Here is a 22,399-nt window from a genome sequence, read left to right as displayed (position 1 = left end):
AGCCCAACTTCACGCCCAACTGGGTCGTCGACATCACCGAGACCATCGACACCAAGCTTGAGGCGCTGGCCTGCTACGGCAGTCAGATCCCGCCCTTCCCGGCCGCCCGCAGTGTCGAGGCGCTGCGCGCGCTCTCCGTCTTCCGCGGCACCCAGGCCGGCTTCGCCCACGGCGAGGGCTTCCACGTCATCCGCATGATCGGCGGCGTCGAAGACCTGATCGGCTGATCTCTCTGGCACCCCTCACCCCAACCCCCTCCCTCAAGGGAAGAGGGAGCCTGCCTTTGTTTCCCTCTCCCCGGCGAGGGAGAGGGTTGCGCAGGGTTGGGCGCGGTAGCGCCCTAGCCGAAGCTGGGTGAGGGGGTTAGCGCCATCACCAGAAACACGTAGCCGTAGTAGGCGCTGTACGTGCGGTGCATCAGGGTCTCCTCGACCGCTTCATCAAGCACGGCGAGCGCAGTTTCGTCGCCGGCATAGGTCGATCGCAGGGTTTCGATCCTGGCAAGCTTGGGCGTGTAGTAGTCGTCCCACCAGGCGCTGTCGGGCAGCACGAAGTCGCCAAGCAGGCGGTAACCGCATGACGCGACCAGATCGCGGCAGGCCGGGATGTCCCGCATCGCCGGGTACTCGGCATCCCAGACACGCCTCAGGTCCGCCGGCGGATCGGACTTGAGCCACACCGCTTCGGTGAGCGCGACGCGGCCGGCAGGTTTGAGCAGCGGCATCCACGCCTTGAGCGCCGCCTCGACACCCATGATGTAGGCCGCGCCTTCACACCAGATGAGATCGAAACTGGCAGGCGCATCGTCGAGCGCTGTCATATCACCGACCTCGGCCTTGACGCGTCCGGAGACACCCTTCGCCGTGGCGCGTCTATTGGTCTCGTCGACAAAGGGCGGGTGATTGTCGATCGCGGTGATCGTCGCGCCTGGCAGAAGCCCGGCAAGGTCCATGGTCTGCTGACCCGGTCCACAACCCAGGTCGAGCACGCGAGCGTCGTCCGGCAAGGATCCGCACAACGAAAGCGCCTTCGCCGTGGACTCACGACTACCCGGTCCTTCACGCGGCAAGTCGCTGTGAATACTGAAAAAGATCTCAAGCATGCGGGGGTCAGTGAAGTCCATGCGATCCCATTCCGTTCCAGATCGTTCCATCTGAGACCAGGCCGCGCCAACTGGTCCCATGGAAGTCCACGCTATACCATCAGATCCCATTTTGTTGGCAGGGGTCATGCCCGTTTCATCATCGACATCACCATCGCGGCCGCTCGCCCGGCGCATCTGGATCTGGGCGGTCTATGTCGCGCTCTTCGCGCTCTCGATCCCCTGGTACCTGCCGGCGGACGAGACGCCGGCGCTGTGGCTGGGCCTGCCCTATTGGGTCGTTGTATCTCTTGTGGCCTGTGTCGCTATCGCGTGTTTCACCGCCTTCGTGGTCGGCCGATATTGGCCAGATGACGACACCGAACCTGAGGACCCATCGTGAGTCTCGGCCCCTTCGGTCCGGGCGCCATCGCCTTTGTCGGTCTTTACTTCGTCTTGATGATCGTGCTGGGCCTTGCGGCGCGGCGGCGTCGCGAGAGCGGCGACCTCGCCGACTTCTATCTGGCCAACCGCAGCATCGGCGCGCTGCTCCTGCTGCTGACGCTCTACGCGACACAGTACAGCGGCAATTCCTTGATCGGCTATCCCGGCGAAGCCTATCGCATCGGCTTCATGTGGGTCATGAGCGTCGGCTTCATGATGGTGGTGATCGTCGGTTACCTGACCTTCGCGCCGCAGCTCTACCGCCAGTCCCGCCGCTTCAAGTTCGTAACCCCCGGCGACTGGATCGATCACCGCTTCGGTTCGCGCGCGCTATCGCTGGCGGCCAGCGTAGTTTTCCTGGTTACCATCACCAACTTCCTGCTCGCCCAGCTCATGGCCATGGGTCACACGGTCGACGCGTTGTCCGATGGTGCGGTGCCGTACTGGGCCGGCGTCGTCGGCCTGGGCCTGGTCGTGGTGATCTACGAGAGCGTCGGCGGCATGCGCGCGGTGGTCTGGACCGACGCGTTGCAGGCGCTGATGCTGCTGGTCGGCATCATCGGCATGCTGGTCGCCGTCCTGCCGGGAATCGAGGGCATGGCCTCGGCAACCCAATGGATCATCGAGAACGAACCGGCCAAGGCGGCGGTGCCGCAAGACGGCGCGATCCGCACCTGGATCAGCACCATCGTCCTCGTCTGTTTCAGCGCCTCGATCTACCCGCAGGCGATCCAGCGAATCTTTGCCGCCCGGAACGCCAAGTCCCTGCGCCGGTCGCTCACCGCCATGGGCTTCATGCCACTGGTCACCACGCTGCCGGTCTTCCTGGTCGGCATCCTGGCGATCCATCAGTTGCAGGGTCTCGATGGCATCGAGGCCGATCAGGTGCTGCCGGAGATGATCCGGCTGTGGGCCGAGCAGTCGTGGTTCCTCTACGCCATGGCCGTCCTCGTGCTGACCGGCGCGATCGCCGCCATCATGTCGACGGCCGACAGCATGCTGCTGAGCCTCTCCTCAATCGTCGCCAAGGACGTCCTGGCTAAGACCTGGCTGACGTCGGCCAGCCCTCAGCGCCTGACCACCATCGGCAAAAGGTTGTCGTGGGTCGTCATGCTGGTCCTGATCGCCGTCGCCTTTACGCCGCAGATATCACTTTGGGGACTGATCGAACTGAAGCTGGAGATCCTGCTGCAGGCAGCACCGCTGTTCGTGCTCGGCGCGTCGTGGCGTCGCTTCACGGCAGTGGGCGCCCTGGCCGGCCTTGTCGTCGGCGTGGCGCTGGCCGCCGGCCTGGATTTCGCCGGTTACGGCAAGATCTGGGGTGTGCATGCCGGCGTCGTGGCGGTAATGCTCAACCTTGTTGTTGGCGCCGTCTTGAGCCTGCTCGCGCGACCGCATCCGCGTGAGGCAACCCAGACCTAAGCTGCATGTCTGGCATGTCTGGCCTCAGGTGAGGTCAATGTTCAATGCGAAGCCTTGCAGGTCGTCAACAGAGGTTATGTGCGCCACTTTTGCGCCGGCTGCTTCTGCCTCGTCGACGCGCTGACGCAGCTGTGGCAATGCATCGCGGTCGATCTGCCAGATCATCTCAAAGAGCGCACGCGTCTCTGGCGGTTCGCGATGGCCTGCCGGTCCGTCCTGAAGCGTGCCTTTCTGCCACGCTATCTGCCGTTCGGTCGCGAGCCAGAAGTGAACCCACAAGGGCAGGTCGACCAGCACGATCGTATCGGCACGCCGGAACCGCGCGTCGACCGAACGCCAGGGACCGAAACCGTCGATCACCCAACGGTCGCCGGCGACCAGCGCATCATGAGCGGCGTGGAATGCCGCGTCGTCGACCCGCGTCCAATCGGGATTCCACAACAACGTGTCGACCTCGCGGTACGGCAGGTCGTGCACCGCCGCAAGGCGACGCGCCAAAGTCGACTTGCCGCCACCGGCGTTGCCGATGACCGTTATGCGCTTCGGTAGCGCAGGGCTCAGATCATTCGAGCGGTCGGCTATCGTCGTTCCCAGCCTTCTTACACACCAGCCAGGATCGCCGGCCCCGCCTTGTGCGTCGGAACGATTTCCATGATGTCGTTGTGGAAGTAGGGCCAGAACCGCGCACAGATGCCGATGATTTCGGCCTTGGAGTCAGCCTCCAGCAGCACGTAACTCTCGGTGTTGCTGATCCAGCCGGTAAATTTGACCGGGCTATCCTCCTCCACCAAGGCCTTTGCGTCGCCGACCATGGCTTCCCAAACGGCAATCTCGCCATCGCGGTCCGTCGGCCAGACGTCGGCCTTGCAGGTAAAGTGGTTGACGTACATCGGCATGATATTCCCTCCTCAGAGCATTTCGCTGGCGGCGATCACCGTATCCAGCGCCGAGTTGATGGCAGCGCCGTGCCGCCAATCCGGCACGCCGCACAGCGTAAGGTCGTTTATGCGAGAGAGCACGAAATCATCGACCTCACGCTTCGCCGGTTTCGCGCGCTTCGTTCAATCCAAGCGCCCGGAGCGCCTTATCAAACCGGTCGGCGATATCAGGCTGGCCGAAGTGAATAGGCCGCATGGTGGACAAGGAAAACTCGGGATAAGCCGCGCTCAGCCGGCGCGCCGCGGCAGTGGCTTCGTCCGCATCACCCCGCAGCCATAAGAAAGCAGCCTGCACAGGCCTGTTGCGATCCATCCGCGGTTCGCTTTCGACCAACTGACCCATGAGATCGGTTGCCGTCTCGATATCGCCCGACATGAAATGGGCGATCGACAGTTCGCGCATATGTCTGAAGCGATGGGGATCCTCCCTGCTAATCTCCATCGTCCGCTTCAGGATCGACACGCCTGCCGCGGGGTCGCCAAGATGGCACGTCGCAGTGCCGACCAGGCCATGTGCGCCCAAGAGCTCCGGGTTGAGCTCGAGCGCCGCCTGCGCATGACGTAAGGCCCGCTCAAAATCACCGTGAAGATCCTGTAACGCCATGCCGGCCACGAGGTGTGCGAAGTAACTCTCAGCATTCAACGACACGGCCCGTTCGGCATGTTCGCCGATCTCATCGATTGTCTCCGCCGTGAGGGCCAGCGGCGAGTACTCGAAGCCGCGCAGCATGGCGAGTGCCAACATGGCCGCGGCCATGGAGTTGTCGGGATCGCGCCCCACCGCGATATGCAGCGCCGCTTCCGCCGAACCGTCGTGACCGGGCCCTGAGGCAAAGTAGCCCGCGGCCTTGTCCAGGAGTTCCGGCACCGAAAGCTCGTCGTTGTCGGTATCGCGAAGACGCTGGAAGATGACGATCTTCAACTTGACGCGAACCGCGGCGGCAACGGCGCGCGCAATCTCCTCTTCGATATCGAGTGCGTCCTCAATCAACCGGTCATAGCGTTCGCTCCAGACCTGGCTGTTTGTCGCCAGCTCGATCAGGTTGAAGATGATGCGCACCCGGTTTCCTTGACCTCTGACGGAGGCTTCAAGCGCGAAGTCGACCGCAAGTTCGCCCTGCGGTTCGTGACGAATCACATCGATCGCCGCGTGTCGGCTCAAGCTGTTAATGAGACCGTCTCGCAGTCCGTCGGCGAGAAACACGGCATCGTCCGCGCCGGCCACCTTGAAGTCGCGGACGATCAGCGTCGGATCGCTCGTGTTCAGCCGCTTGCCGCGACCAGATACGGGACGGCCTGCCTCGCGTTCCCGGCCAGGAGGACGCACGTCAGGATCTTGATCGAGCGGGCGAACATGAAACACGCCGACGGGCTGATCAATGTTCTTCAAGGTCCGCATCCCGCCGTCAGCGAATGACATGGCGAGGTTGCGGTGCACCTCGTTATGGACCTTGTGGGAGATGCAGATACCGCCGGGCTCGCCTTCCTGTTCCAGCCGTGCGGCGATGTTCACCCCGTCACCGTAGAGGTTCTCGCCATCGATCATCACGTCACCCAGGTTGATGCCGACACGAAACCACATGCGCTGCTGCGCCGGCAGGCCGCGATTGAGATCGGCAATTTGTCCCTGAAAGTCGCCGGCGCATTGCACGGCCGTGACGGGACTGCCGAACTCAGCAATAAGTGAGTCGCCGGCACCGCCAAACACGCGACCGTGATGATCGCCGATGCAGGTCTCGATCAAGTCACGACACTGCTTGAGGCTGCGAAGCGTGCCCGTCTCGTCACGGCCCATCATGTCAGAGAACGCCACGACATCGGCGGCAAGAATTGTGGTCAGCTTGCGTTCGAACTCTGGCATCCGGCGTTCGCGATGGATCTCTTCGTTGTCCGCGATTGCGCAGGTCCATCCGCGCACGCGCGCTCGACAAGTTTCAATCCTGGCTCGATCAATACAGTTGTACAAGCATCGGATTAGCGCAGGTCTAAGCTCGCGAGCCGCGCTTTGATGTGTTCAATCATACTCGGCCAATCCGACTTGCCGTCCGCAGTTACCTCAACCAAGTGCCCGATGCGCAATGGATATCCCGGGGCCAGTGACCGCATACGAGCCAACGTACCATCGTGGCCTCTTGCCGCGTCCAGGTGTCCGGGGTGGCGTTGCCGCGCGACAAAACGTCGCGCCGCCAACTCCGGCGAACACACGCAACAGACCTCGACAATCGTGTCGAATGTCTTGCCGAGCCACGCCGTTGGAGTCCCCGTGTCATCGGGGCCGCCGCGCGGTCGCCAATGGGATATGAGAACGGCGGTGTCCAGAGTTTCGGCGGCATCTTGAAAAGCCTTGTCGCTGCGCCGACTCAACCGTCGGCGATGCACACGGTCGCCTGTGCCTTCGGTCTCGTAGAGGCGTTCGAGAAAGTCGTCCTTGTCGAGACAGGGAAGATCCAAGGCCTCAGCGATGGCGCGGCCCAGCGTCGTCTTGCCGCTTGCCGGCAGGCCGCTCATCACGATGGCCAGCGTTGCCATGTCGCCTCGTAACCTCGGTGTGTCAGATCAACGAACCCGCGTGGCAGGAAACGTCGGCGATATGTCATTGCACACCCCAACGCTTTCCGGCAAGCCATGGCCATGGATGGATCTACGGCGATTCGATGGACGCTTTGCTGATCTTCGACTTCGACGGCGTCATCGCCGACAGCGAAGTTCTATCCAACATGGTGTTGGCCGACATTGTGACGGCGCTGGGCTTGCCCACGACGCTGGAAGACTCCTATGCCCGATACATGGGCAAGAGACCTGACGACCTTGTCGCGGCCATTGAAGCCGATCTAGGTCGACCTCTGCCGGAAGGGTTCAACGAGAACTTCCAAGGCGAGACACTCGATAGGTTCCGCCGCGACCTCATGCCGGTTGCCGGCGTACGCGACTACATCGAGACATTTGGGCACGTTCCCAAATGCATCGCATCGTCGTCTTCGCCTAAGCGTCTCAACACCTGTCTGGACATCCTGGCACTGCGAGATGAATTCGCGCCCCACGTCTACAGCGCATCCATGGTTGAGCGGGGTAAGCCTCATCCCGACATCTTCCTGCATGCCGCCGGCAATGTCGGCATCGAGCCCAATCGATGTGTGGTCATCGAAGACAGCCCGTCCGGTGTCAAAGCCGCCATCGCCGCGGGCATGCGGGTGATCGGCCTGACCGCCGCATCACACATACAACACGATCACTATCAGCAGCTGTCGGCAGCTGGCGCGCATCATGTTGTCGCGACATTCGATAAAGCCGCGGATGCGACACACCGCATGCTGAGCGAGCTGGAAGCTTAGGGCCGGCTTACGCCGCCTGGCGCAGCACGTATTGCAGGATGCCGCCGTTCATGTAGTAGGCAACCTCGTCGGCGGTATCGATCCGGCACAGCAGGCTGATCGTCTCCGACGACCCGTCGGTGCGCGTCACCGTCGCCTTCATGTCCATGCGCGGGGTAATGCCGGCGGCGAGACCGGTGATGTCCCAGGTCTCAGACCCATCCAGGTTCAAGGTCTTGCGAGTCACGCCGTCCTTGAAGACCAGCGGCACGACGCCCATGCCGATCAGGTTGGAGCGATGGATGCGCTCGAAACTCTCGGCGATCACCGCTTTGACGCCCAACAGGATCGTGCCCTTGGCCGCCCAGTCACGCGACGAGCCGGTGCCGTACTCCTTACCGGCGACGACGACCAGCGGTGTGCCCTCCTCCTGATAACGCATCGACGCGTCATAGATCGTCATGCGCTCACCATCGGGCTGGAACGTTGTCCAGCCGCCTTCGGTGCCCGGCGCCATCTCGTTGCGCAAACGGATGTTGCCGAAGGTACCGCGCACCATCACCTCATGATTGCCGCGCCGCGATCCATAGCTGTTGAAGTCCTTGGGCTGCACCTGATAGCTCAACAGGTATTCGCCGGCCGGGCTGTCCTTGGCGATGTTGCCGGCGGGCGAGATGTGGTCCGTCGTAACGCTGTCGCCGAGCAGGGCGAGCATGCGCGCGCCCCTGACGTCCGGCACGGCTGTCGGCTCGCCCTTGCCCATGCCCTCGAAGTACGGGGGATGGCGGATATAGGTCGAACCGGGATCCCAGTCATAGGTGCGCCCGGTCGGCACGGCGAGCGAGCGCCAGTCCTCATCGCCGGTAAAGACGTCGGCATAACGTTTCTCGAACATGTCGCGGTCGAGTGAGGCGCGCATGGTCTCCTGCACCTCGTCATTGGTCGGCCAGATGTCCTTCAGATAGACCGGCTGACCGTCGGCGCCTTCGCCCAAGGGTTCGCGCGTGATGTCGATCGCCATGTTGCCGGCCAGCGCATAGGCGACCACCAGCGGCGGCGAGGCCAGATAGTTGGCGCGGGTAAGGGGATGGACGCGCCCCTCGAAGTTTCGGTTGCCCGACAAGACCGAGCAGACAACCAGATCGCCATCGACAATGGCGTTGTGGATCGGCTCGGGCAGCGGACCGGAATTGCCGATACAGGTCGTGCATCCATAACCGACGAGATCGAAACCCTGTTCGTCCAGCGCATCCTGCAGGCCGGCACGCGCCAGGTAATCGGTCACCACCTGGCTGCCCGGCGCCAGTGAGGTTTTGACCCAGGGCTTCACCTTGAGTCCCCTGTCGAGAGCGTTCTTGGCGACCATGCCGGCGGCCAGCATGACCGCCGGGTTCGACGTGTTGGTGCAACTGGTGATCGCCGCGATGACAATGGCACCGTCCTCAAGCGCGTCATCGGAACCGGCGACCGGCGCGCTCTTCGCTTCGCCATCGCTGCGGTATTCGCCGAGTACCTTACCGAACGCCTGTGACGCACCGGATAGACCAATGCGGTCCTGCGGGCGTTTCGGCCCGGCCAGGCTCGGCTCGACGGTGCCGATATCCAGCTCCAGCGTGTCCGTATAGATGGGATCGGGCGCGCCCGCCTCGCGCCACATGCCCTGGGCCTTGGCATAGGCTTCGACCAGACGCACGACATCGGGATCGCGGCCGGTGAAGGTCAGGTAGTCGGTGGTGCGTTCGTCGATCGGGAAGAGGCCGCAGGTGGCACCATATTCCGGCGCCATGTTGGCGACCGTCGCGCGGTCGGCCAGCGTCAGGTGCTCCAGCCCTTCGCCGAAGAACTCGACGAACTTGCCGACCACGCCCTTCTGGCGAAGCATCTGGGTCACGGTCAGTACCAGATCGGTCGCGGTCGTGCCTTCCTTCGGCCTGCCGGTCAGCTTGAAGCCGATGACCTCGGGGATCAGCATCGAGATCGGCTGACCCAGCATGGCCGCCTCCGCCTCGATGCCGCCGACGCCCCAGCCCAGAACGGCCAGGCCGTTGATCATGGTGGTGTGGCTGTCGGTGCCGACAAGCGTGTCGGGATAGGCAAGCAGCTTGCCGTCTTCCTCATGGCTCCACACGACCTTGCCGAGATATTCCAGGTTCACCTGGTGGCAGATGCCGGTGCCCGGCGGCACGACACGAAGGTTGTCGAACGCGGTCTGGGCCCAACGCAGAAACTGGTAGCGCTCCTTGTTGCGCTCCATCTCGCGCTCGACGTTGAGCTGAAAGGCCTCGTGGTTGCCGAAGGCGTCGACCTGAACCGAGTGGTCGATGACCAGATCGACCGGTGACAAGGGATTGATGCGCTCGGCATCGCCGCCCAGTTCGACCATGGCCTGGCGCATGGCGGCCAGGTCGACGACGGCCGGCACGCCGGTGAAGTCCTGCATCAGGACGCGCACCGGGCGATGGGCGATCTCGCGGCTGGACCGCTTTTCCTTCAGCCAGTCGGCGACGGCACGGATGTCGTCGGCGGTGACCGACCCGCCGTCTTCATGGCGCAACTGATTCTCAAGCAGGATCTTCAGCGAGAACGGCAGGCGGCTGATATCGCCCAGTGCCTCCTGGGCGGCCAAAAGACTGAAAAAATCATAGGACCGGTTGCCGACATCAAGGCTGCGGCGGGTCGAAAAGCTGTCCAAACTTGGCACAATCACTCTCCCAGGGCGATAGACAGGGGACCGGCGCCGCGCGCAACAGCGCTTCCCCTTATGACCACATGGTGCAGTGCAGCGTATACATCAATTTGAAATGCACGTTGACCCCGCTTGATGGACCTGTCCGAATAGCCGCAGACGGGAGGCAGGCGATGGAACAGTTGGACGGCCGCGTCGCGGTAATCCTGGGGGGCGGCAGCGAGGCCGGCCAAGCGATCGCCCGGCCGCTGGCCAAGGCCGGCGCCACGGTCGTGCTGGTCGACGGCGACGCCGAGGCCGCCGACACGGCCGCCGCCGCCATCCGCAAGGGCTGGGGCACCGCGGCCGTCCAGGTCGTCGACATCCTGGACGCCACATCAGCCCGGGCGAGCGTCAACACGATTAGCAGGACCTGCGGTGGGATCGACATTCTGGTCTTGCAGCAGATCGATCCCGCCGGCGAGGACCATCTGATCGACGCCGCCCTGCCGGTCATGAACGAACGCGGCCACGGCGTCCTGGTCTTGGCCGACACCCAAGGCAGAGCGCGAACCAAGACGGCCGCTATCGAGGAAAGGCTCTCGGCCTGCCGCCACCGGATCGCCAGCAAGAACAGCCACGGCGTCCTGACCTATGCGGTCGCGCCCTTGGAACTGGAGAACAGCGACCTCGGCGCCGCCATCACCTATCTGGCCACAAGACGGCCGCACACCGAACTGGCCGGCCGCCTGATCGTCGTGCCGCCGAGCTAACAGAACCCTCACCCTCCCATCGCTCTCGCGACGGGGCCCTTCCTCTCCCGTTCCGGGCGAGGGGAAAAGAACCGCCGACAATTTCCATCGCCCCCGCGTCAGTGGGGGAGAGGCTTGGGCGCGTCAGCGCCTTAGCCGAAGCTGGGTGAGGAGACACCCATGAACCCTCGCCTCAGCGCGGCCGGGCGCAGCCGCGATAGGTGTAGGAGAGGATGCGCGGTCCCTCGACATAGCCGTTGTCGGCGTCGTCGATGCGGAAGCCCGCCGCCTTGATCGCGGTATCCATGGGCCGGTTCATGTTGCAGCCGCCGGAGAATGGCCGCCAAAGCGGGTTGAGTCGGTTTTGCCAGCGTGCGACCGCGGCCTCCGGCGCCAGGCCGTGCTCGACGAAGTGGAGCGCGCCCGCCGGCTTCAACACCCGGCGCACCTCAGCCAGCGCCGCCGACATGTCGGGGATCGAACACAGCGCCCAGGTTACCACCGCCGAATCGAAGCTGTTGTTGTCGAACGGCATGGTTTCGGCGGAAACCTCCGCGATTTCGACCGGAAACGCCACCTCGCCCGTGCGCTTGCGCGCCATGGCGGCCAACTCGGCAGAGGGTTCGACCGCGCGCAGCGCCTTCACGTCGGGGCCGTAGAAGTCCAGATTGTGGCCGGAACCCATGCCGAGCTCCAGCACCTCGCCCGACGCGCGCGGTACGATGATCGCGCGATCGGCCTCGACCACGTCGCCGGTCATGACCTTGTCGATCATCCACGGCAGGATGTACCGCGCGTAGAAACCCATGGGCCAAGCGCTCCCTAATCGAGGAACTTCAGCGTTGCATGGGATAGGTCAGATATCGACCTCGATGAAGCGCAGTGCCTGGCGCGCGGTGCGGCGCGGGCGCTTGATGAAAAGCGGCGAGTGCATCAGCCGGTTAACCGCGGCCATCGCCAGGTCGCTGCCTTCCTCCGCCTCGCCGGAGCGGACCTCGTCGCGCACCGCCATCGCCGTCTTCACCAGATGCACGGAGACAATGTACTCGTCCTGGTGATGGTTGAAGAGAAGCTCGCCTGAATCATCGAAGAAGCGGTCAGCGTCCGGCACGCGCCAGTCGTCGGGGTCCAGGTCGACATCGGCGATGCCCGCGTTGCGACCACTGAAACAGGCCATCTGCAGAAGACCGCTTGGCCAGAGCTCCGGGAACTTGCTGCACTGGGTTCTCACCGCGTTGGCGAAGGTGAGGCCGTGGGTCACGTCGAGCCAGCCCTTCTCGCCGCCAAACGGGACGTCCAGATCGTCCTGATGTTTCAGGTCGAAGGTCAGCATGTTGCGCGCATTGGCTTCAAGCAGCGAGCGGTAGAGATCCATCGGCGGCGCCGAACCGTGCTCGGCTGCAAGCTTCATGGCTTTCTTCACGTTCAGCCCGACGAAGTCGTCGGCCGTCGGCGCCTTGCCGTTGGTCTTGGTCCCGAAGGCCTCGAGCGCGCCGGCATAGCTGCGGAACTCAGGGATCAGGTCTTCGCGGAAGGCCTGTACGATCTCGCGCACCAGGGAGAGCAGCACGGGCTCGGCGACATGATCACCCAGGCGCTCGATCAGCTTGCCGGCCTTCGGCACATAGATCAGAGAGTGGCCGAAGGCGTTGTAATGCGCCAACGCCGCGCGGGTCAGGCCGCGCTCCATATCATCAAACGTCAGACCGGCCTGCAGCGCACCGCGCACCATGCGGATCGCCTTCGGCTCGTCCTCGATCTCGACAGCCTGGACGAAGGCCTCCTCGTCCCATTCCTCGGCCCCCTCGGCGAACGGATAGACGGGCTCGCGCAGCACGTCGTCGGCCATGTGGCCGATCGATTCGAGCGCGCAGATGACCTGCGTTTCCGGGTCGTTACCGTGCTCGTCATAAAGCGTCAGCCAGTCAGCGGCGCCGGCATAGGCGTGTGTCCAGCCGAACTCCATGCGGTCGTGGGACCAGCCAATGGCCTCACGCATGCCGTCCAGGGGATCGGCGCCGATTTGGCGCAGCCGCGCGATCTCGCGCGCGATGCGTTCGTAGTCGTGATCGACAAAACCCTGTTCCAGACCTTCCATCGTCTTGGCCTTGCGCTCGTCGAACGGCGGATCGACGATCTCGACCCAGACCTCGCCGTCGCGCAATTCGACGGGGTAGATCCGCAGCTTGTCGCCGTCGCGCTGGTTCTCGCCGGTCTCCAGGTCAAACTTCCAGTTATGCCAGTTGCAGGTGAGCTTGCAGTCCTTGTCCAGCGTGCCTTCGCGCAGTGGGTAACCCTCGTGCGGGCAACGGTTGTTGCAGGCGAAGATGCCTTTGTCGGTGTGGAACAGCGCGATCTGGCGGCCGTCCTGGCGGAAAACCTTGCGGCCCTTTTCCTGCAGTTCGGCAACGGAAACCGCGTGTGTCCAACCTTGTGCCATCGTTCGCATCCTCCAGGCTGAGCAAATGAGTTTATAAAGTAATTCCTTTCTTTTCAAGAGCCGTCCTGAAAACTTACGCGGCCAGATCGGCGGCTGTAGAGTGCGCCGATAATGAGTGAGAGTCATACTCCCCATGCGGGCCTTTCGGCCCGCAATCTCGTCTGCGAACGAGGCGGACGCACGCTGTTTTCCAGTCTTTCGTTCGATCTGGCGCCGGGAGACGCGCTGATCCTTCGCGGACCCAACGGCAGCGGCAAGACGTCCCTGCTGCGTCTTCTGGCCGGTCTGTTGCCGGCGGCGGGCGGTGAAATCCTGTGGCGCGGTGAACCCGTCCAAAAGGACCGGGAGGTCTGGCGCGGCGCCCTGCGTTTCCTGGCACACGACAACGCGGTGAAACCGGCCCTGACGGTCGAGCAAAACCTCGCGTTCTGGATCCGGCTCTACGACGACGCGTCCGGCGACGGGTTGAACCGTGGCCTCTCTGCTATGGGGCTGGAGCGCCTGGTGGACTTGCCGGCCGCCATGCTGTCGGCGGGCCAGCGGCGGCGGCTGGCGCTATCGCGGCTTGCCGCCTGCCCGGGTAACGTCTGGCTTCTGGACGAACCGACCGTGACCCTGGACGCCGACTCGGTGACGCGTCTGTCGCGCATGGTCGCCGATCACCGCGACGAAGGCGGCATGGTGATCGCCGCGACACACGATACCTTCGACATGCCCGGCGCGCGGCACGTGGATCTGGGCGACACCGCATGAACGGCTTTTCCGCCATCGTCGTTCGCGACGTCAACCTCGCCTTCCGGCGCGGTGGCGAGGGATTGCTGACCATCATGTTTTTCCTGATCGCCGTCGCACTCTTTCCGCTCGGCATCGGTCCGGAGCCGGAAATTCTGGCGCGCATCGCGCCGGGGGTCCTTTGGGTCGCCGCGCTGCTTGCCGCGACACTCTCGCTGGACCGCCTGTTCCGCGCCGATCACGAAGATGGCTCCCTCGATCTCATGGCTTTGGCGCCGATGCCGCTGGAGATGACCGTGCTCGCCAAGGCGCTGGCGCATTGGATCAGCACCGGCCTGCCGCTCACCATCGCTGCGCCGTTCCTGGCGTTGATGATGCAGCTCGACGTCCAGACATGGCCCGTCGTGATCGCCACGATGGCTCTCGGCACCCCGACACTGAGCCTGATCGGTGGGATCGGGGCGGCGCTGACCTTGGGTGCCAGGCGCGGCGGGGTCCTGGCGAGCCTGATCGTGCTGCCCCTCTTCATTCCCGTGCTGATCTTCGGTTCCAGTGCTATCGAAGCGACGATCTTTGGGCTGGAGCCCGGTGCGCCGCTTTTGATCCTGGGCGCGTTCCTGCTGGCCGCCATTCCCTTGACGCCGTTCGCCACCGCCGCGGCGCTCAGGCTGGCTCTGGAGTGAGGATTTTGACCCATGACAGTAATCTGTTTCGGATTGACTTATGCCAAGGCGGGCTTGCACTAGTGTCGTGCAGGATCAGCATCGCGACTGCCACCCCTAGCGGAAGATAGAGCTGCCATGGCGAACCCGCTTCACCTGCTCGCCAGTCCCGCGCGTTTTCAGCGTCTGAGTGCCCGGATTCTGCCGTTTGCGGCGGTCGTTGCCGTGGTCTGCATCGGTTATGGCCTCTATGGCGGCCTGATCGCCTCGCCCGCCGACTACCAGCAGGGCGAAAGCGTCCGCATCATGTACATCCATGTGCCGTCGGCCTGGATGGCCATGTTGTGCTACGCCGTGATGGCCCTTTTCTCGGCCTCGTTTCTTATCTGGAAACACCAGCTGGCGGATCTGGCCGCGCGCGCCTCGGCGCCGATCGGCGCCTGTTTCACCGCGATTGCACTGATCACCGGCAGCCTGTGGGGCCAGCCGACATGGGGCACCTGGTGGATATGGGATGCCAGGCTGACCTCCGTCCTCATCCTGTTCTTTTTCTATCTCGGCCACATGGCGCTTTGCCACGCCTTCGATGACAGCCAGCGTGGTGGTCGGGCAGCGGCGATCCTGGCCATTGTCGGCGCGGTCAACCTGCCGATCATCAAGTTCTCCGTCGACTGGTGGAACACGCTGCATCAGCCGGCCAGCGTGTTCCGCCTGGACGGGCCGACCATCCACTCGAGCATGCTGATTCCGCTTCTGGTCATGGGTGCCGGTTTTGCGGCGCTGTATGTTGTTTTGCTTTTAATTCGCATCCGCGCCGAACTGCTGGCCCGGCGCATCGCGGTGCTGCAACGCGCGCGGGCCGGAACCAGTTGAGCACCAACGCCTTGGGCCCTATATCAAACGCGCGGCTCGCGGCACCGTGAGGCAGGCGGGTCCGGTGATCTGGTAGAGAGAGACTGAGCACAGAAGGCAGGGATTGGTCGCCATGGGCGAACATGCCGTATTCATCTGGCCGGCCTATGGCGTCGCCGCGGTGATCCTGATCGGCTTGCTTGTCGCCAGTCTGACCAGCCTACGCCGGCGACGCGCCGAACTGGCGCGCCTGGAACAAGAACGGACCGGAGAAAACGGGCGGTGAAACGCAAGCAACGGCGGATGATCCTGGTGGCGGGCGGCTTTGTCTGCCTGACCGGCGCCGTGGCGTTGGGCCTGCTCGCGTTTTCCGACAAGGTCGATAGCTTCTATAGCCCCTCAGACCTGGTAGCCGCCGACCTTGAGGCCGGCACGCGAGTCCGCCTGGGCGGTCTGGTCGAAGACGGCAGCGTCGCCCAGGCCGAGGATGGCGTGACCACCCAGTTCACCATCACCGACGGCGGCGAAGTTATCGCAGTCAGCTACACCGGTGTCCTGCCGGACCTCTTTCGCGAAGGTCAGGGCATCATCGTGACCGGGGCGCACGGCGAGGACGGCATGTTCATCGCCAGCGAGGTGCTCGCCAAACACGACGAAAACTATATGCCGAAAGAGGTCGCCGACGCGCTGAAGGAACAGGGTTTCTGGCAGCACGCGGGAGATGGATCGCCGTGATCGCCGAACTCGGCCACTTCTGTCTGGTCATGGCGCTGGTCGTCGCGGTGGTACAGGCGAGCCTACCGCTGATCGGCGCCCAACGCGGCAACGCAAGCTGGATGGCCCTGGGCTCGTGGGCGGCGATGGTGCAGTTCACCCTGATCGCGTTAGCCTTTCTGGCACTGACATACGCCTATGTGACGTCCGACTTCTCCGTCGCCAATGTCTACGAGAACTCTCATTCGCTCAAACCGATGCTCTACAAGATCACCGGCGTGTGGGGGAACCACGAGGGTTCGCTGGTGCTGTGGGTTCTGATCCTGGCGCTGTTCGGACTGGCGGTTGTGTTCTTCGGCGGCAATCTGCCGGCGACGCTTCGAGCCCGCGTGCTGGCCATTCAGGCCATGATCGCCGTTGGTTTTCTGTCGTTTTCCATTTTCACGTCGAACCCCTTCCTCAGGCTCGATCCGATCCCGCTCGATGGCCGGGATCTGAACCCGCTGTTGCAGGATCCCGGCCTCGCCTTTCATCCGCCGTTCCTCTACCTCGGCTATGTCGGCTTCTCGATGGCGTTCTCCTTCGCGGTCGCCGCGCTGCTCGAAGGCCGGGTCGACGCGGCGTGGGCGCGCTGGGTCAGGCCCTGGACGTTGGCCGCCTGGACGACGCTGACGCTGGGCATCGCGCTTGGCAGCTGGTGGGCCTATTACGAACTCGGCTGGGGCGGCTGGTGGTTCTGGGATCCCGTCGAGAACGCGTCGTTCATGCCGTGGCTGGCGGGCACCGCCTTGCTGCACTCAGCCATCGTCTGCGAGAAACGCAACGCGCTGAAGAGCTGGACTATCCTGCTCGCCATTATCGCCTTTTCGCTATCGCTGCTCGGCACCTTCCTGGTGCGCTCGGGCGTCTTGACCAGCGTGCACGCCTTTGCCACCGATCCGGCACGCGGCGTCTATATCCTGGCGCTTCTGGTCATTGCCATCGGCGGCTCGCTCGCCCTTTATGCGTGGCGCGCGCCACAGCTGAAGGCCGAGGGCCTGTTCGCGCCGATCAGCCGCGAGGGCGCACTGATCCTGAACAACCTCTTGCTGGCGACCGCGTGTTTCACGGTCTTTCTGGGTACGCTCTATCCGCTGTTCCTGGATACGTTGGGCGGCGGCACGGTGAGCGTCGGCCCGCCCTATTTCGAGATCACGTTCGTTCCGCTGATGGTGCCGCTGATCATAGCGACCGGTATCGGTCCGCTGCTGGCCTGGAAGCGTGGCGATGTGAAAGGCGTCTTGGCGCGCCTGAAGTTCGTCGCCGTCGTCGCACTGGCTGCCTGGGCCGGTCTGTGGTGGTTGATGACCGATACTTCGCCCCTGCCCGCCTTCGGTATCGCGCTCTCGGTCTGGCTCGCCGGCGCCGTCCTGGTCGAACTTGCGGCACGTCTCGGTGTCGGACGTGTCACCGCAAGCGAAAGCTGGCGCCGCGCCATCAACCTGCCGCGCGCCGCTTACGGCATGACGCTCTCGCACCTTGGCCTGGCGGTGTTCGTCGCTGGCGTCACCGCATCGACCGCCTGGCAGACCGAGGTGATCGTCGCCATGAAACCGGGCGATACCCAGGACGTCGGCGGCTACAGCTTCACCCTGGACGGCGTCGCCGACGTGCCCGGCCCGAACTATCTGGCCGAACGCGCGACTTTCACGGTCTCCCATTCCGGCGACGTGTTGGGCACGTTGACGCCGGAGAAACGTTTCTATCCCGTGCAGGGTATGCAGACGACGGAGGCTGCGATCCGCACCACGTTCATCGCCGATCTCTATGCTGTGATCGGCGATCCCATCGCCGGCACGCCCGGCGCCTACGCCGTTCGCCTCTATCACAACCCGCTGGTGCCGTGGATCTGGGGCGGCACGCTGTTCATGGTATTCGGCGGCTTGGTCAGCCTGACCGACCGGCGCCACCGCGTCGGCGCGCCGGCCCGCCGCAAGGCCATGGTGGCCCAACCGGCATGACGGTCGCGCTTCGAAAACTTCTGCTGGCGTTCGCCATGATCGTCATCTTGACGCCGTTCGCTCATGCCGTGCAGCCGGACGAAATTCTGGACGACCCGGCGCTGGAAGAACGAGCGCGGGCCATCACCTTGGAGCTGCGCTGCCTGGTGTGCCAAAACCAGTCTGTCGACGATTCGAACGCACCCTTGGCGCGTGACCTGCGCATGCTGGTGCGCGATCGTCTGTTGGCCGGCGACAGTGACGCCGAGGTCATCGACTACGTCGTTGACCGCTATGGCGACTACGTGCTGCTGCGCCCGCCCTTCCGCTCGGCGACCTGGCTCCTGTGGCTTGGCCCCTTTGTTGTCTTGGCGATCGCCATCGGTTTGCTCATCGTCGTCGTCCGGCGCCATCGGATGACCAAACAACCAGCGCCGGCGCCGCTTAGCGATGAGGAGCGCGCGCGCCTCGACCTCCTGATGCGCAACAGCGAGTAACCATGTCGTGGGTTGTCATCCTGGTTCTGGCGGCGGTCACGCTTGCCGTGCTTGCGTTGCTGCTGGTCCCGCTCCTGCGCCGTCCGCCCGAAGAGGACAACCGCGACCGCCACAGCCTGGAGGTCTATCGCGATCAACTCAACGAGCTCGACCGCGACGTCGCGCGCGGCGTGATGAATGAACGCGAAGCCGCCACCGCCAGACAGGAAATCGAACGGCGGATCCTGGCCTTACACCCCGACACGAAGACTGCGGCTGGCCGCAAGACAACCAAGAGCGCACGGCTGACCGCCATTGCACTGGTCGTTATCGTGCCGCTTGCCGCCGCCGCGCTCTACGCGTGGTACGGCTCGCCCGATATGCCGGACCAGCCGATGGCCGAACGCTGGGCCGATGACCGGCCGGTCTTCGAAGGCGGTCCGACCTTCGGCGATGTCCGCCGCATGATCGCGCGTTTCGAACAGAACTTGGCCGAAGAGCCGGAGAACGCGGAGAACTGGGCAACGCTCGCCGGTGCCTACGCGCTGTTGGAACAGTATGGCCAGGCGGCGGAAGCGATGGACCGGGCTGTTGCTTTGGAGCCTCAGAACGCCGAACGCCAGTCGCTGCTGGGCGAATTTCTGGTACTGGGTTCCGGCGGTATTGTCAGCGAAGAGGCTGGCGATGCGTTCCGCGCGGCGATCGCCGCCGACCCCATCCAGCCGATCGCGCGCTTCTACCTGGCCTTGGGGCGTGCCCAGGACGGTGACGTCGCCGGCGCCTTGGCCGACTGGCAGGCGCTTCTGGCCGACACACCCCCCGGCGCGTCGTGGGCGCCCATGGTGACCGAACAAATCACCCGCGCCGCCACCGAACTGGGCATCGACCCCGCCGAAGCGCTCGCCCAAGGCCAATCGACCGGTCCCACCCAGGAGGACGTCGAGGCTATTACCAGCCTGCCAGCAGACGAGCAGATGGCGATGATCCGCGACATGGTCGCCGGTCTTGCCGCGCGTCTGGAAAACGAACCGGACAACCTTGAAGGCTGGATACGACTGGCTGAGTCCTATGCCGTCCTGGGCGAATGGGAGCTCTCGCGCAGCGCCTACCTGCATGCGCTCGGTTTGGCGCCAAACAGCACGACGGTCGCCGACGGGTTCGCCAACTCGGTCTCCGGCAGCCTGCCCCAGGAAGGCTTGATGCCTGACCAAGCTGTTGAGGATTTCGCGACCGTGCTAACGATCAACCCGATGAACGAACAGGCTCTCTACTACTCCGGCGTCGCAGCGACCCAGGCCGGCGACATGGATAGCGCCATCGGCTATTGGACGACGCTGCGCGACCAGTTGGGCGAGGGTAGCCGGGAACGCCAATTCATCGAGCAACGTATCGACGAGATCGGCGGCTGATGGCGGACGACCGTTTCGATGTCGTCATCGTCGGCGGTGGCGTCATGGGGTGCAGCAGCGCCTGGCATTTGATGACCCGCGCGACCGACCTGAAGGTCGCCGTGATCGAACGCGACCCCACCTACACCCATGCATCGACACCGCGCTCGGCCGGCGGCGTGCGCCAGCAGTTTTCCATCGCCGAGAATGTCGAGATGTCGCAATACGGCCTGGCATTCTATCAGGCGTTCGGCGAGCGCATGGCGATCGACGGTGACAAGCCGGACGTCAGCCTGCGCCAGCAGGGCTATCTCTTTCTGATCAGCGAACAAAACCGCGAGACCGCGACTGCCGTAAACAAGCTGCAACGTGACCTCGGCGCTAAGAACGAACTATTGGAACCCAACGCTATCAAACAGCGCTTTCCGTCGCTCGTCGTCGATGACGTGGCGCTGGGATCGTTCGGACCCGAAGACGGCTGGATGGATCCTCACGCCATCCTGCAGGGCTTCCGCAAGAAAGCAGGCGCCTTGGGCGCTCGTCACATCAACGGCAATGTCGAGGCCATCGCTGTCGCCGACGGCCGCGCCACCGGTGTCGTGCTCGACGACGGAGGCAGAATTGACGCCGATCACGTCGTGTGTGCCGCTGGCGCCTGGTCGGCCGCGCTGTTGCGGCCCAACGGAGTCAACGTGCCGGTCGATCCCGTGCGCCGCATGGTCTTCTACTTCGAGATCCGCGAGGATCTCGAACCGCTGCCCCTGCTGATCGATATGACCGGGTTCTACTTCCGGCCCGAAGGCCGCGGCTATATCTGCGGCAAGTCCAATCCCGCAGAACCGGCGGGCGACAATTTCGAGGTCGATCACTCGTGGTTCGAGACCGAGATCTGGCCAGCCATGGCCGAACGCTGTCCGCCGTTCGAGGCGCTGAAGGTGATGAACGCCTGGGCCGGCCTCTATGACGTCAATCATCTCGACGAGAACATGATCATCGGACCGTGGCCTGATGGCCCGGCGAACCTTCACGTGCTCTGCGGGTTCTCCGGACACGGCCTGCAACAGGCGCCGGCGGCGGGACGAGCGATCGCCGAACTGGTGCTGGATGGCGGTTATGTCAGCCTGGACCTTTCCCGTCTTGGCTGCGCTCGCGTCAAGGCAGGCGAGCCGTTACGCGAGGCCGCCATCGTATGACCGAAGGCGATCGCAAAGCCGTTGCTCTGTGGCTGTTCGCCGTCGCGGCGCTGATCTTCGTCATGGTCGTGTTGGGTGGTGTCACGCGGCTTACCGAGTCCGGTCTCAGCATGACCGATTGGCGCCCGGTCACGGGCTGGCTGCCGCCCTTGAACCTAGAAGCTTGGCAGGCGGAGTTCGCGAAGTATCAGGCAAGCCCCGAGTTTCAGAAGATCAACTTCTCGATGACGCTCGACGGCTTCAAGACGATCTTCTGGTTCGAGTACGCCCACCGTCTATTGGGCCGCATTATCGGCGTGGCGTTCTTCGTTCCCTTCGTCTGGTTTCTGGCGCGCGGCCGGCTGGATCGCCGCCACGCGATCAATTTGGGTTTCATCTTCCTGCTCGGTGCGCTGCAGGGCGCGGTCGGCTGGTACATGGTCGCCAGCGGCTTGGTCGACCGACCCTATGTCAGCCATTACCGCCTGGCGATGCACCTGGGTCTGGCGGTTCTCATCTACGCGCTGATCGTTTCCCAGGCGCTCAGGTTGGTGATGTCGCCTGTCTATGGACATGCGGAAACGGGCATCGACCCGTTGCGCAAGGTGGCCTGGTGGCTGATCGCGCTGATTGGCCTCACCATGCTGTCGGGCGCGTTCGTCGCCGGCCTTGATGCCGGGCGCGCCTATAACACCTTCCCGTTGATGGACGGGCGGCTTATCCCCGAATTCTATTGGGCCGACGATCCGTGGTGGCTGAACCCGTTCGACAACATCGCCGCGGTTCAGTTCAACCATCGTGTGCTGGCGGTTCTGACGGTTGTCGCCGTGATTGCGTTCGCGCTGTGGTCCCATCGCTTCCGCGCGTCGATGGGATCACTCAGCGCCATCGGCCTCCTGGCCATGGCGGCGGTGGTCCAAGCGGGTCTCGGGATCGCCACCCTGCTGATGTTCGTGCCGGTCTGGCTGGGCGCGCTGCACCAGGCGGGCGCCATGATCGTCTTGACGCTCGCGCTCTTCGTCGCCCACCACCTCAGGCGGCGGGCCGCATAATCGCGCAAGTCGGCTCTAGCGGTTGGCGCGCGGACCGGCTAGCAGCCAGACGATAAAGCCGATGACCGGCAGGATCAGGATCAGGATGATCCACAGAACCTTGGCGCCGACAGACGCCCGGCTGGAGACCGTGCTGACAATCGCCCAGATATCGGCGATCAGAACGATCAAACCGAGAATGCCGGTAAACTCGATACCCATAGAATGGACCCACGCTTCCTTGTTTCACGAGCGCGGATTATCAGCGGCATCGTGCCGGTTGACCAGATCTTCCGGAAACGCGCCGCGATAATCCGCCCCCAGTTCTGATCATCGACGC

General features: G+C 63.9%; 24 protein-coding genes. 15 read left to right on the top strand and 9 right to left on the bottom strand.

Annotated elements, in window-relative coordinates:
* On the top strand, positions 1-227 hold a 227-nt coding region (locus tag AAF563_13105; GenBank protein MEM7122215.1), incomplete at its 5' end, for a PIG-L family deacetylase.
* Between the two features lie 113 nt (positions 228-340).
* Here AAF563_13105 and AAF563_13100 read toward each other — a convergent pair.
* Complete coding sequence (locus AAF563_13100; protein ID MEM7122214.1) at positions 341-1,123, bottom strand: class I SAM-dependent methyltransferase; 783 nt, start codon at positions 1,121-1,123, stop codon at positions 341-343.
* A 106-nt stretch (positions 1,124-1,229) separates the two neighbouring features.
* Between AAF563_13100 and AAF563_13095 the strand changes: the two genes are divergently transcribed.
* Both AAF563_13095 and AAF563_13090 read left to right on the top strand, forming a co-directional pair.
* A complete protein-coding gene (locus AAF563_13095; GenBank protein MEM7122213.1) occupies positions 1,230-1,484 on the top strand; it encodes a hypothetical protein in 255 nt (84 codons plus the stop codon).
* A complete protein-coding gene (locus AAF563_13090; protein MEM7122212.1) occupies positions 1,481-2,947 on the top strand; it encodes a sodium:solute symporter family protein in 1,467 nt (488 codons plus the stop codon). The genes AAF563_13095 and AAF563_13090 overlap by 4 nt, the downstream gene beginning before the upstream one ends.
* A 24-nt stretch (positions 2,948-2,971) precedes the next feature.
* On the opposite strand, the gene AAF563_13085 is transcribed toward AAF563_13090, so the two are convergent.
* The 4 genes from AAF563_13085 to AAF563_13070 all read right to left on the bottom strand — a co-directional run bounded on the left by AAF563_13085 (position 2,972) and on the right by AAF563_13070 (position 6,414).
* Positions 2,972-3,445 (bottom strand): adenylate kinase, encoded by a 474-nt coding sequence (locus AAF563_13085; GenBank protein ID MEM7122211.1) that lies wholly within the window; start codon positions 3,443-3,445, stop codon positions 2,972-2,974.
* A 101-nt stretch (positions 3,446-3,546) separates the two neighbouring features.
* Positions 3,547-3,843: a hypothetical protein gene (locus AAF563_13080; GenBank protein MEM7122210.1), complete on the bottom strand. Its 297-nt coding sequence runs from the start codon at positions 3,841-3,843 to the stop codon at positions 3,547-3,549.
* 136 nt (positions 3,844-3,979) lie between these two features.
* Positions 3,980-5,746, bottom strand: coding sequence for an adenylate/guanylate cyclase domain-containing protein (locus AAF563_13075; GenBank protein ID MEM7122209.1), 1,767 nt, complete (start codon positions 5,744-5,746; stop codon positions 3,980-3,982).
* 113 nt (positions 5,747-5,859) lie between these two features.
* Positions 5,860-6,414 (bottom strand): AAA family ATPase, encoded by a 555-nt coding sequence (locus AAF563_13070; protein ID MEM7122208.1) that lies wholly within the window; start codon positions 6,412-6,414, stop codon positions 5,860-5,862.
* Positions 6,415-6,539: 125 nt separating this feature from the next.
* On the opposite strand from AAF563_13070, the gene AAF563_13065 reads away from it, so the two are divergent.
* Positions 6,540-7,217, top strand: coding sequence for an HAD family hydrolase (locus tag AAF563_13065; protein ID MEM7122207.1), 678 nt, complete (start codon positions 6,540-6,542; stop codon positions 7,215-7,217).
* Positions 7,218-7,224: 7 nt separating this feature from the next.
* On the opposite strand, the gene acnA is transcribed toward AAF563_13065, so the two are convergent.
* On the bottom strand, positions 7,225-9,897 hold the full coding sequence (acnA, locus tag AAF563_13060; GenBank protein MEM7122206.1) for an aconitate hydratase AcnA: 2,673 nt from the start codon (positions 9,895-9,897) through the stop codon (positions 7,225-7,227).
* A gap of 158 nt (positions 9,898-10,055) precedes the next feature.
* On the opposite strand from acnA, the gene AAF563_13055 reads away from it, so the two are divergent.
* Positions 10,056-10,634 carry an SDR family NAD(P)-dependent oxidoreductase gene (locus AAF563_13055; GenBank protein MEM7122205.1) on the top strand — a complete coding sequence of 193 codons (579 nt, stop codon included), beginning with the start codon at positions 10,056-10,058 and terminating at the stop codon, positions 10,632-10,634.
* A gap of 172 nt (positions 10,635-10,806) precedes the next feature.
* Here AAF563_13055 and AAF563_13050 read toward each other — a convergent pair whose 3' ends face one another.
* On the bottom strand, positions 10,807-11,421 hold the full coding sequence (locus AAF563_13050; GenBank protein MEM7122204.1) for a class I SAM-dependent methyltransferase: 615 nt from the start codon (positions 11,419-11,421) through the stop codon (positions 10,807-10,809).
* A 48-nt stretch (positions 11,422-11,469) separates the two neighbouring features.
* Positions 11,470-13,053 carry a Rieske (2Fe-2S) protein gene (locus AAF563_13045; GenBank protein MEM7122203.1) on the bottom strand — a complete coding sequence of 528 codons (1,584 nt, stop codon included), beginning with the start codon at positions 13,051-13,053 and terminating at the stop codon, positions 11,470-11,472.
* A gap of 111 nt (positions 13,054-13,164) precedes the next feature.
* Between AAF563_13045 and ccmA the strand changes: the two genes are divergently transcribed.
* The 10 genes from ccmA to AAF563_12995 all read left to right on the top strand — a co-directional run bounded on the left by ccmA (position 13,165) and on the right by AAF563_12995 (position 22,080).
* Positions 13,165-13,806 carry a heme ABC exporter ATP-binding protein CcmA gene (ccmA, locus tag AAF563_13040; GenBank protein ID MEM7122202.1) on the top strand — a complete coding sequence of 214 codons (642 nt, stop codon included), beginning with the start codon at positions 13,165-13,167 and terminating at the stop codon, positions 13,804-13,806.
* Positions 13,803-14,468, top strand: a complete 666-nt coding sequence (gene ccmB, locus AAF563_13035) for a heme exporter protein CcmB (GenBank protein MEM7122201.1) — start codon at positions 13,803-13,805, stop codon at positions 14,466-14,468. Before ccmA ends, ccmB begins: the two co-directional genes overlap by 4 nt.
* Before the next feature lie 117 nt (positions 14,469-14,585).
* Entirely contained in the window at positions 14,586-15,320 is a 735-nt protein-coding gene (locus AAF563_13030) for a heme ABC transporter permease (GenBank protein ID MEM7122200.1), read from the top strand.
* A 112-nt stretch (positions 15,321-15,432) separates the two neighbouring features.
* Positions 15,433-15,585: a heme exporter protein CcmD gene (gene ccmD / locus AAF563_13025; GenBank protein ID MEM7122199.1), complete on the top strand. Its 153-nt coding sequence runs from the start codon at positions 15,433-15,435 to the stop codon at positions 15,583-15,585.
* A complete protein-coding gene (ccmE, locus tag AAF563_13020) occupies positions 15,582-16,034 on the top strand; it encodes a cytochrome c maturation protein CcmE (GenBank protein MEM7122198.1) in 453 nt (150 codons plus the stop codon). Before ccmD ends, ccmE begins: the two co-directional genes overlap by 4 nt.
* On the top strand, positions 16,031-18,013 hold the full coding sequence (locus AAF563_13015; GenBank protein MEM7122197.1) for a heme lyase CcmF/NrfE family subunit: 1,983 nt from the start codon (positions 16,031-16,033) through the stop codon (positions 18,011-18,013). The genes ccmE and AAF563_13015 overlap by 4 nt, the downstream gene beginning before the upstream one ends.
* A complete protein-coding gene (locus AAF563_13010) occupies positions 18,010-18,489 on the top strand; it encodes a cytochrome c-type biogenesis protein (protein MEM7122196.1) in 480 nt (159 codons plus the stop codon). Before AAF563_13015 ends, AAF563_13010 begins: the two co-directional genes overlap by 4 nt.
* 2 nt (positions 18,490-18,491) lie before the next feature.
* Complete coding sequence (gene ccmI, locus AAF563_13005; GenBank protein ID MEM7122195.1) at positions 18,492-19,877, top strand: c-type cytochrome biogenesis protein CcmI; 1,386 nt, start codon at positions 18,492-18,494, stop codon at positions 19,875-19,877.
* Positions 19,877-21,049: an FAD-binding oxidoreductase gene (locus AAF563_13000; protein MEM7122194.1), complete on the top strand. Its 1,173-nt coding sequence runs from the start codon at positions 19,877-19,879 to the stop codon at positions 21,047-21,049. Before ccmI ends, AAF563_13000 begins: the two co-directional genes overlap by 1 nt.
* Complete coding sequence (locus tag AAF563_12995) at positions 21,046-22,080, top strand: COX15/CtaA family protein (protein MEM7122193.1); 1,035 nt, start codon at positions 21,046-21,048, stop codon at positions 22,078-22,080. Before AAF563_13000 ends, AAF563_12995 begins: the two co-directional genes overlap by 4 nt.
* A 15-nt stretch (positions 22,081-22,095) precedes the next feature.
* Here AAF563_12995 and AAF563_12990 read toward each other — a convergent pair whose 3' ends face one another.
* Entirely contained in the window at positions 22,096-22,281 is a 186-nt protein-coding gene (locus AAF563_12990) for a PLDc N-terminal domain-containing protein (protein ID MEM7122192.1), read from the bottom strand.
* Positions 22,282-22,399: the final 118 nt, after the last annotated feature.

It is taken from the genome of Pseudomonadota bacterium (assembly GCA_039028155.1).
Lineage (GTDB): Bacteria > Pseudomonadota > Alphaproteobacteria > SP197 > SP197 > JANQGO01.
The sequence above is the reverse complement of the archived record's forward strand: the minus strand, read 5'-3'. Positions and strand labels throughout refer to the sequence as shown.